This is a genomic window from Zymomonas sp. (genome assembly GCF_020216885.1).
GTDB lineage: Bacteria > Pseudomonadota > Alphaproteobacteria > Sphingomonadales > Sphingomonadaceae > Zymomonas.
The window spans coordinates 1-10,000 of the sequence record NZ_JAIWON010000013.1; the positions used below are offsets into that span (position 1 = coordinate 1).

Annotated in this window: 8 protein-coding genes; 3 read left to right on the forward strand and 5 right to left on the reverse strand. The window is 45.2% G+C overall.

Going from position 1 to position 10,000, the window contains the following annotated elements; genetic code table 11:
• Nucleotides 1-52: 52 nt before the first annotated feature.
• From LDL18_RS00685 to LDL18_RS00695, 3 genes are all read right to left on the reverse strand, one after another.
• Nucleotides 53-898 (reverse strand): ComF family protein, encoded by an 846-nt coding sequence (locus LDL18_RS00685; RefSeq protein ID WP_296506095.1) that lies wholly within the window; start codon nucleotides 896-898, stop codon nucleotides 53-55.
• A gap of 75 nt (nucleotides 899-973) precedes the next feature.
• Entirely contained in the window at nucleotides 974-2,038 is a 1,065-nt protein-coding gene (recA, locus tag LDL18_RS00690) for a recombinase RecA (protein WP_296506097.1), read from the reverse strand.
• A 217-nt stretch (nucleotides 2,039-2,255) separates the two neighbouring features.
• Nucleotides 2,256-4,211: a CocE/NonD family hydrolase gene (locus tag LDL18_RS00695; RefSeq protein ID WP_296506099.1), complete on the reverse strand. Its 1,956-nt coding sequence runs from the start codon at nucleotides 4,209-4,211 to the stop codon at nucleotides 2,256-2,258.
• Between the two features lie 198 nt (nucleotides 4,212-4,409).
• Between LDL18_RS00695 and LDL18_RS00700 the strand changes: the two genes are divergently transcribed.
• Both LDL18_RS00700 and LDL18_RS00705 read left to right on the forward strand, forming a co-directional pair.
• Entirely contained in the window at nucleotides 4,410-5,297 is an 888-nt protein-coding gene (locus tag LDL18_RS00700; protein ID WP_296506101.1) for a BadF/BadG/BcrA/BcrD ATPase family protein, read from the forward strand.
• A gap of 27 nt (nucleotides 5,298-5,324) precedes the next feature.
• Complete coding sequence (locus LDL18_RS00705) at nucleotides 5,325-5,627, forward strand: antibiotic biosynthesis monooxygenase family protein (protein WP_296506103.1); 303 nt, start codon at nucleotides 5,325-5,327, stop codon at nucleotides 5,625-5,627.
• Here the strand turns inward: LDL18_RS00705 and nagZ are convergent.
• Entirely contained in the window at nucleotides 5,624-6,658 is a 1,035-nt protein-coding gene (nagZ, locus tag LDL18_RS00710) for a beta-N-acetylhexosaminidase (protein WP_296506105.1), read from the reverse strand. The two genes, LDL18_RS00705 and nagZ, sit on opposite strands and share 4 nt — an antisense overlap.
• Nucleotides 6,659-6,783: 125 nt before the next feature.
• Between nagZ and LDL18_RS00715 the strand changes: the two genes are divergently transcribed.
• A complete protein-coding gene (locus tag LDL18_RS00715; protein WP_296506107.1) occupies nucleotides 6,784-8,058 on the forward strand; it encodes an N-succinylarginine dihydrolase in 1,275 nt (424 codons plus the stop codon).
• On the opposite strand, the gene LDL18_RS00720 is transcribed toward LDL18_RS00715, so the two are convergent.
• A partial coding sequence (locus LDL18_RS00720) for a translocation/assembly module TamB domain-containing protein (RefSeq protein WP_296506109.1) occupies nucleotides 8,055-10,000 on the reverse strand: 1,946 nt, incomplete at its 5' end. The two genes, LDL18_RS00715 and LDL18_RS00720, sit on opposite strands and share 4 nt — an antisense overlap.

The window sequence follows — 10,000 nt, forward strand, 5'->3', positions numbered from 1 at the left end:
ATGGGCTAAAAATTCTGTTTGAATAACCGTGAAACAACCCGTTTTTTCGTTTCTATAGAAAAGTATCTTTCGGGATAACCCTTGCCCAGCATAAGACGTGGACTGATTTTACCCCAGCCTTCTTTAGCAAGCGGGCGCAGCTTTCTGTTGTTGCCCCGCTGGTAAAAACATCATCGATTAAAATAATATCACGACCTGTTAATGATCTGTCCTTTTTTCGGATACGGAGGCCAAAAGCATTTTTTACCATTTGATGGCGTTGTTTAGGCGTTAAATGTCCTAGTGGTTTTGTAGAATGACGGCGATATAAGCTATCGCAATCATAGTCATAGCCGCTGGTCTTAGCGATATATTGCCCGATTAAAGCCGCTTGATTGAATCCACGCTGCCATAACCGCCAGCGATGAAGTGGCACCGGCATAATCAAAGGCGTTTCAACTGAAGATGTCTTGATATCCGGCAATCGATTTTTATCTGTTGAAAGGCCATTTTGAATTTTCTGGATATCTTCCCTTGTTGGCAAAAACCGCATCATCAATTTGGCCATGTCGCGTGCCAGCATGGTCTGCTTGCCATATTTACAGCGCAACACAAGCTGTCTTGAAATTTCGTCATAGGCTACCGCCGCATTCATCCTGTCAAAAGAAGGTGGATGCTGTAAACAACGGCCACAAAGCGGTTCATATTGCTGATCGCGTGGTAAAGGAAAACCGCATTGGATACAGGCTGGTTCGACTAAAAAATGAAGCGACTGCCAACATTCAACACAAAAACTATGATCAGCCAGAATGACCGCGCCACAATTTGGGCAGCGCGGCGGCAAGGCATAATCAATGACCGTTTTTAGCCCTGCATACGCGGCTTCAAGGCGTTTTTTAATGATGCTGATTTTGGTCATATTACCGACTAAAAAATACAAAAAGAGGCCAGATAAAACTGACCTCTTTTTTAAGATTGAGATTTTTGAAAAACCTTAATCTTCGGAAATTGGTTCATCCAGCATTTCGTCTGCGATTTCAGCCGTATTATGACGAATCATTTTCTCAATTTTTTCAGTCATTTCGGGATGTTCACGCAAGAAAGTCTTAGCATTTTCACGACCCTGACCAATCCGAATGGAATCATGGCTGAACCATGAGCCAGACTTGTCGATTATGCCAGCCTTAACACCCAGATCAAGAATTTCACCCATCTTGGAGACGCCTTCTCCATACATGATATCGAATTCAACCTGCTTGAAAGGCGGTGCCAGCTTGTTTTTTACCACTTTAACGCGGGTAGCATTCCCCACAATCTCATCGCGGTCTTTGATTTGCCCCACACGGCGGATATCCAGCCGGACACTGGCATAGAATTTTAAAGCATTACCGCCTGTTGTCGTTTCAGGGTTGCCATACATTACCCCGATTTTCATGCGGACTTGGTTAATAAAAATAACCAAAGTTTGAGAGCGGTTGATTGATCCGGTAATTTTGCGAAGCGCCTGACTCATCAAACGGGCTTGCAAACCAACGTGACTATCGCCCATTTCGCCTTCGATTTCAGCGCGAGGTGTTAAGGCCGCAACAGAATCGACAACCAATATATCAACAGCATTAGAACGGATCAGGGTATCTGTAATTTCCAGAGCTTGCTCACCAGTATCAGGCTGAGAGACGATCAGATCATCTGTATTAACGCCCAGTTTTTTAGCATAGACTGGATCGAGCGCATGTTCAGCATCGACAAAGGCCGCTGTTCCACCTGCTTTTTGTGCTTCGGCGATAGCATGAAGTGCCAAAGTTGTTTTACCCGAGCTTTCAGGGCCATAGATTTCGACGATACGGCCACGGGGCAAGCCACCAATGCCCAGCGCAATATCAAGGCCAAGCGATCCGCTGGAAATTGTGTCAATCTCGATTTTTTCGCGAGACCCCAAGCGCATAACCGAACCTTTGCCAAAAGCGCGGTCAATCTGCGCCAAAGCGGCTTCAAGGGCTTTTTGCTTGTCCATATTATTATCCTTACCGGAAGTCGTAACCTTATTTTGCGGAGCCATCGCTACCCCCCTTCTCCTATAACGTCTCTCTTAAGGCATCAACCGGCATAATGTCAGAATTGCGTCGAATATACCGGAACAGCATGAAGAACATAAGGTGAACATAGAGAGCGTAAACAGAATAGCAAGTCTTAACTGACAGAATTTAAAACTTGTTTTTCTGCTACCGAGAAAGCTGAAAAACAGCCTCCTCAGTAGCGGGTTTATTATCAAAGCTTTATGGGATAATCGGTAATTCAACCGAGCTTGCCTGATCCGGTGAATGCATGACCGTTTCTACGGTTGCCGTATAATCGGAAGACTTGGCGAACATAATATTTTCGACATAACGCTGCGGATTGCGATCATAAAGCGGGAAAAGGCTCGACTGGATTTGAACCATAATCCGATGTCCCGGCTGAAAAACATGATCAACAACCGGTAAGCGGAAGCGATATTGCTGGACTTTTCCGGCTGGAACCGGTGACGGCTTCTCAAAGCTGTTACGATAGCGGCCTCTGAAAATATCCATACTGATCGCCAGTTGATAGCCTCCCATTTTGGGATCAGAGGGCATCTCGTCAGGATAAACATCAATCAGCTTCACCACCCAATCAACATCACTTCCAGTTGTTGCGGCTAAGAGATTGGCGAAAGGCGCGCCTCTTAATTTTACTGGATGGTCGAGAACCGGCGTTTCATAGGTCAAAACATCGGGGCGGCTGGCGGAAAAGCGCTGATCTTCGACCAACCATTGTTTCCAACGTGTTGTATCGGCAAAGGTGATCGGCGTTGGCAGATAAGGCACCGGCTTTTTAGGGTCAGAAGTATATTGATCCGAAGGGGTATTGCCAGAAGTCGGTTTGGTAAAGGACAAAGCTGATTGTGCCTGTAAATAAAGCGGTGTGAGTTGTTTTTCCTTGTCCGTTTGCCAGTCGTTCAATTTATCCCAATGATTTTCACCGGTATTATAAATCAAGGCTTTAGGTGTTTCTTCTGCTGGCTGTTTATCTTTCAGATAGCGGTTAAAGAAAGGCAGTAATGTATCACGCCGGAATTGGAGCGCAGTATCCCCATCCCAATGTAAAGCCCCCAACGAAGAGCCATTATAATTGACCTGACTATGCCGCCAAGGCCCCATTACCAGATAATTGGTATCAATATGGCCTGCATTTTTGAGGGATTCAAAGCTATGGATAGCGCCCCACATGTCTTCTTGATCCCAGAGTCCTTGAATCCACATAGTTGGGACATGAGAAGGATGCGCGGCCACTAACTGATCTAAAGCCTGCCCTTGCCAGAATTTATCATAAGCCGGATGGATGCTTAGACGTTGCCACCAAGGAATTTGGTCAATACCCTCTTTTTTTGCCCAATTTCCTGCTGATCCGGTTTCAAGGAAAGCCTTGTAATCATCATAAGCACCATGTACAGGCGGTGCGCCTGTGCCTTTGGCAGTCATCTGTCGAAGGAAATAGTCAAAAGCGGCCTGTCGGAAAGCCCCGTAATGGAACCAGTCATCTCCCATCCAGCCATCCACCATTGGGCTTTCCGGTGCGGCGACTTTCAGCGCAGGATGTGGATTAAGCAAGGCCGCGACAACGGTAAATCCCTCATAAGAAGAGCCAATCATACCGACACGACCATTGCTTTCAGGAATATGTTTGGTCAGCCATTCAATCGTATCCCATGCATCGGTTGTATGATCGACTTTGGTCGGGTTTAAATCACCAACGGGTGGACGAGTGACGATATAGACACCTTCTGAACCATATTTGCCCCGCACATCCTGAAAAACACGAATATACCCGTCACGGACAAAAACCTCATCTCCCTCTGGTAAGGTTGCTAGCATAGAAGGACTGTCGCTGCGGCTTGTTCGACTAGACGCATCATAGGGCGTTCTTGTTAACAGGATAGGAAGGTTACGGCCGTTTTTCGGAACAACAATGACAGTATGTAATTTGACACCATCTCGCATCGGGATCATAACCTCCCGCTTTTCATAATCATAATGTGCAGTCGGTGCCGAAAAATGCATTGCGATATCGCCATTTTCTGGCCAAATCGTCTTGTCCGGTGCAGAGGATAAGGCTGGTATCGCTAAAATGGAGGTCAGCGAGGCAACGATACCACCTCGCATCAGATATTTTTTCATAGCCGATAAATTTATGCAGATCTTCAATCGAGACATAACCCCTCCCTGAAATTGACCCGACAGCTTAAATGTCAAAAAGAAAAAGAAAATACCTAATTCAAAAAAACAGATTCATAAATAAGGTGACAAGAGCCAGCAGATTCTGAAAAATTTCTGGCAACGAGCCGTAATATCTTGGATTTATCGCGATTTAATCGCAATCAAAGGGTCAAATCTAATCAGTGGAATTTGGAAATGGTCTATTTTTTGGGAGTTGATGCTGGAGGAAGCCATTGCCGGTCACGCTTGACCGATCATGATGGCCGTATTCTTGGTCATGCAGAAATCGGAGCAGCCAATGCCCGTATCGGAATTGCCAATCTTTGGCCTTTGTTGATGCAAGTGACTGAACTGGCTTGCCAAGAGGCTGGCTTGAATAAAGACGACTGGTCATCTGTCCATGCCGTTTTTGGAATCGCTGGTCTTTCTCGTCCGGGTTTGCAAAAAGCCCTTGAAGAAATGCCGTCTCCTTTTGCCACAACACGCTATACTGGTGATGATGAAATTGCTAATATTGGCGCACATCGGGGGCGTGACGGCGCTATCCTTATCTTAGGCACCGGCAGCATTGCGCATATCCGCATAGACGGAAAAAGCGAAACATTAGGGGGATATGGATTCCCTATTTCTGATGAAGCCAGTGGCGCATGGTTAGGCTTGGAGGCTATTAGGTATAGCCTAAGGGCTTATGATGACCGCCTTAAAAAAACTGTTTTGACAGAACGGATTATTCATCATTTTTCGGATGATGTCTTCGGATTGATCGCATGGATGGATGCCGCAACAGCAACAGATTACGCTCTTTTTGCCCCTTGGGTTATAGAAGCTGGCATAGAAGGTGACCCTGTAGCCTATTCTATCATCCAACAGGCCGTTGCCTATATCGAGAATTTCATTGAAGTCATTTTTCAAAAAGGGGCGGCGCATTGCTGTTTGATGGGCGGATTGGCGGCTCCCTTTATGCCATGGCTTTCAAATCATATTTCCTGTAAATTAAGCCCATCTCAAGGTGATGCTTTAGACGGCGCTTTAATTCTTTCAGGGCTAAAATTTTTAAAAAATTCTATGATTACAGATAGGTAAACAGATTTTTTCAGATGGAATATGAATATGACAGCCGAGTTTGATATTACCACCATTCTAACGGCTAAGGCCGATCAACAGGAAGCACTTCAGCAGGCTTTGCTACATTATGCCGACCAATCAAAAACAGAAGAAGGCTATCTAGCGTTTCACATTGGATACGACAAAAGCCAGCCGCCCCGCTTTATTCTGAACGAGCGCTGGCAAGACCATGCTGCTTTTTTAGCACATGAAAAAAGCGATATTTTTCAGGATTTTGCCAGTATGTTCAAAAGATTTCTGGACAAACCACTGTTATCCGTTTTTTCGGTGCCTTTAATAGATGGTTAGACCGCAGCTTCCAGAAATAAAGCGTCGCGCTCGGCAATGCAGCGATCAAAAAGAGCTTTATTCTCTGCTATATCTAAATCAAAATCAGAAGCGCTTGAAAATCCATCGGTTACTCTTTCCAATGCAGCAAAGCTTTCTGGTCTGATCTCATCCATATTTTCTAAAATAGCTTTCATTTCATCGAATTTTCCGGAGCAATGAAGCGCGATATCACAACCGGCATTAAAAACGCGTAGCGCCCGTGTTACCGGATTACCATCCAAAGCATTCATGCCGATATCGTCGGACATAAGAAGGCCTTTAAAACCAATTTTTTCGCGAATAATATCTTGGATAATTTTTGAAGAATAGCTGGCACAATTTTCTTTGTCCCATGCCTGATAAATAATATGAGCGGTCATCGCCATTTTGGCGTGACGTAAACGCTGAAAAGGCTTGAGATCCCGTTCCAATATTTCAATAGGACTATCAACCACCGGCAAGGCTTTGTGACTGTCTACTTTGGCTTGCCCATGTCCTGGAATATGTTTGATAATGCCGCAAACGCTGCCTTTTGCCAGCCCGTCTAAAACCGCCTGTCCTAAAGCTCCAACTTGTTCAGGATTATGACCAAAAGAACGGTCTCCGATGATGTTATCACCTTCGGGATCGCGAATATCCAATAACGGCATACAATCGACATTGATGCCAACATCCTGCAATAACAAAGCCAGTGCATGACTATTAGCGCGCACAGCCTCAATCGCACTGACGGGGGCTTTTTGATAAAGCGCATCAAATCGAGCAGCAGCAGGAAAAACTGGCCAAACAGGCGGTTTCATTCTGGCGACCCTGCCGCCTTCCTGATCAATCAGGATTGGAATATTCTGTCGACTATTGGCTCTTAAATCTGCCGTCAATTTCTTTAATTGCATTCTGTCTGTAATATTTCTCTGAAACAGAATATAACCGGCAGGCTCATATTGACGGAACAGCTTTTTTTCCTGATCTGATAAACGAGTATCAGCAATACCAATAAAAACAGGTTTCATTTTATATCCTATTAACCTTTAAACCAATCTTGATTAAAAATTTAGGTCAAAAGCTCTTCCAATACGCCTTTCCAGATAGAATCTACTTAATGCATTGCCATTGATAGACCAAAAAAGGGAAAAACATGATTGTTTCTGAAGTGAATTTTGATGGTTTGATCGGTCCTACCCATAATTATGCGGGTTTATCACGGGGAAATGTTGCCAGTGCGCTCCATGCCGGTCAGCCATCTTATCCGCGGCAAGCGGCGCTTCAGGGGCTAGAAAAAATGAAAAGCCTGATGGATATGGGGCTAACCCAAGGGGTGTTTTTACCCCCGTTAAGGCCAGTAACGCACTTGTTGCACCATCTTGGATATAAAGGCGATGACAAAACTATTTTGAAACAAGCCGCGAAGGATGACCGGCTTTTATTTAATAATCTCTGCTCTGCTTCTTCGATGTGGGCAGCCAATGCCGCAACGGTTATTGCCGAATTTGACAGCCATGATGGCCGTGTTCACTTTATAACAGCTAATCTGGCAACGATGCTACATCGTCATTTGGAAGCGCAAACGACCTATGCCCAGCTAAACCAGATTTTTTCGAATAGCTGTTTTTTTGCTATGCACCATCCCTTACCTTGCGGGCAGCATTTCAGCGACGAGGGTGCTGCAAACCATATGCGGATTACCTCTGCACATGGGCGCACTGGAATAAATATTTTTGTCTATGGCGAGAAAAATGATATTTATCCGGCAAGACAAAAACTGAGGGCAAGTCAGGCAGTGGCTCGATTGGGAGAGGTGAAACCCGATCTGGCATGGTTCATCCCCCAGAAAAAAGAGGCCATTGCCAAAGGCGCTTTTCACAATGATGTTGTTGCCGTGGCTAATGAATATGTCTTGCTGGCACATGCCGAGGCTTTTGAAAATCAAGGCGAATGGATAAAGCGGATAGCCGAAAAAATTGACGGTTTTATTCCGATTATTATTGATACTATTACCTTGGAACAGGCTGTTAAAAGCTACCTGTTTAATAGCCAAATTGTTACCTTAAAAGACCGGACAATGGCGCTTATTTTACCTCAAGAAGTAAAAAACGATCCCGCAGTTTGGGAAACGGTCAACCGGATTATCAACGGTAACAATCCAATTAAAAAAGCAGTTGTGGTTGATGTCCGTGAAAGTATGGCAAATGGCGGAGGGCCTGCCTGCCTAAGATTGCGGGTTCCGCTATCGAAAGCCGCTTTGGAAGCCGTTGATCAGCGCTTTATCTTGACACCAAAAAGATGGGAAAAACTTTATCAACTCGTTGAAAATTTCTGGCCTGAAAAGATTACGCCAGATGACCTTGTTCTTCCCGAATTATGGAAAACAGCGGTCAGAGCGCATTGGGCTCTGACCAGTTGGTTAGGTTAATAATCTTTTGAATAACGCAAACTTACATTGGATGACCCGAAGCTACTGGCTTCACTGAGAAGCGACAGGGTTCGGGTCAGAGATATTCTGATCTGGGTTGCTGTAAAACCATGGGTATCAGTAATCACTTCCATATAGACATTTTTGAAGAGATATTTTCCGGCTGCCAAAGAAGTGCCTTGGCCAGTCGAACTATTCGCCCCAACAACCCTTAATCTATCAATGCCAATCACGGAACGCAGTTTATCCAGTGGATCAAAGCCCTTGCCGCCTGTCCGAAGTGTATTCAAGGCTGCTGCCAATTGTACGGCCTGAACGGCTGACAAACTGGTTACAGAAGAACCGAACAGCAAGCGCGACAGGATTTCATCCTGCGCCAATGACGGTGAGGATGAAAAAGTAATTTCCGGTTTATTGGCGAAACCACCAATCTTTACCGTAGCGGTTATATCATCGACTGTTGCCTCGGCTGTAATATCAAGTGCCGGATTGGGTGGATTTCCGCCTGTAAACTGAATTTCACCATGATCGATATCGAAACGCCGGCCAGCAAAACTATAGGTGCCTCGGATAACCCGCATATCGCCTGTGATATTGGGAGCAGTGGCCGTTCCTCTGACACGTAAATCGGCTTCCCACTCGGACTCCAAGCCCATACCTGCAACAAATAACTGATCAGGCGCAGAAATCCGAATATCCAGCTTCCACGCCGATGCCAACATAGAAGCCGAGGCTGAAGATTCTTTCGCCTCATGAGCCGCTGCGTCTTCAACCTGTCCTTTACGTTTAACACCGGATAAGTCGTGAACCGTTTCCTTGTTGTCCATGATAAAACGATAACGGGTTTCAGGTAACTTCAACTTACCTTTAATAGAACCGCCATCCTTACGATTACTTGTGATATCAAGGTTACCAGAAACGGTTGATTTCATTTCGTCGGCGCGGGCAAGCGTTGCCTTTTCTAATGTAATATTCAAAGCTGAATCATAATCGCTTGCCGCATCAAAGCTGACATAACCCTTAGCCGCGACTGTGCCTTTACCGGCTTTGCCTGTCATTTTGTCTAAAAAGAATTTTGATTGGTCAAAATGCCCATCAACATCAATTGAAGAGACAAGCGTATCATAGCTGCTATTTTCATAACGTAATGATCGGCCTCGAATAAGCCCTGTTAAAACAGGCGCTTCAACCTCACCGGAAATATCAGCGGCGATGGCCATGGGCCCCCTTATAGATTGACCACTGACACCACTCATTGACCATAAAATATCGGCATCAGCATTATAGCGAATGCCGCCACTTAATCGGCCTTTTCTTAAAGCCTCTATCCAATCAACCTTATGTTGTTTCTCACGGGTATAATTAGGCGTAACGCCCAGCCGCATTTGCCCGATCATTGTCTGCTTTTGGCGGATTACGGCTTCAGAGACCAAACCATTTTTATCATTGGTGGCGGCCACGACCAAATTAATAGGTTGAGATAATCCGGTAACAGAAACCCGCGTAAAATTATTTAAAGCCAAGCGAGCGGATATCTGAGGAATATTACCCGTCAAATCAGCATTCGCTACAGCTGACAGTTGGCCTCTTAAATTGATTTCAGGCCACAATAGATTGGCTTCAGATAAATCGATATCGGCCATTTGAAGCGCGGCATAACTATTTTGCCCACCATAATGGCCGGATAGATCGATGTGCCCTTTGGGAAGCTGGATCACTATTTTCGATATATCATAGCCATTTTTACCAGAACGGATTTCAACAGGCGCAGCCATATGCCAGTTGAGATGGGCGATATTTCCTTGCGCATTGGCTCTAACAACATCCGCAGAAAAACTGCTGTGAATAGCAGCATTAAATGGGACAGGAGAAGCCCCCGCTGCGGGTAAGTTACCCTGTAAGGTGAGACCACCCTCCCCTTGCTCTTTTTGATAAAAAGCGC

What these genes read in the sequence shown, in the direction of transcription:
- LDL18_RS00695 (WP_296506099.1), bottom strand. Translation starts at nt 4,211, where the DNA reads ATGTCTCGATTGAAGATCTGCATAAATTTATCGGCTATGAAAAAATAT.
- nagZ (WP_296506105.1), bottom strand. Translation starts at nt 6,658, where the DNA reads ATGAAACCTGTTTTTATTGGTATTGCTGATACTCGTTTATCAGATCAG.
- recA (WP_296506097.1), bottom strand. Translation starts at nt 2,038, where the DNA reads ATGGCTCCGCAAAATAAGGTTACGACTTCCGGTAAGGATAATAATATG.
- LDL18_RS00715 (WP_296506107.1), top strand. Translation starts at nt 6,784, where the DNA reads ATGATTGTTTCTGAAGTGAATTTTGATGGTTTGATCGGTCCTACCCAT.
- LDL18_RS00705 (WP_296506103.1), top strand. Translation starts at nt 5,325, where the DNA reads ATGACAGCCGAGTTTGATATTACCACCATTCTAACGGCTAAGGCCGAT.
- LDL18_RS00700 (WP_296506101.1), top strand. Translation starts at nt 4,410, where the DNA reads ATGGTCTATTTTTTGGGAGTTGATGCTGGAGGAAGCCATTGCCGGTCA.
- LDL18_RS00685 (WP_296506095.1), bottom strand. Translation starts at nt 898, where the DNA reads ATGACCAAAATCAGCATCATTAAAAAACGCCTTGAAGCCGCGTATGCA.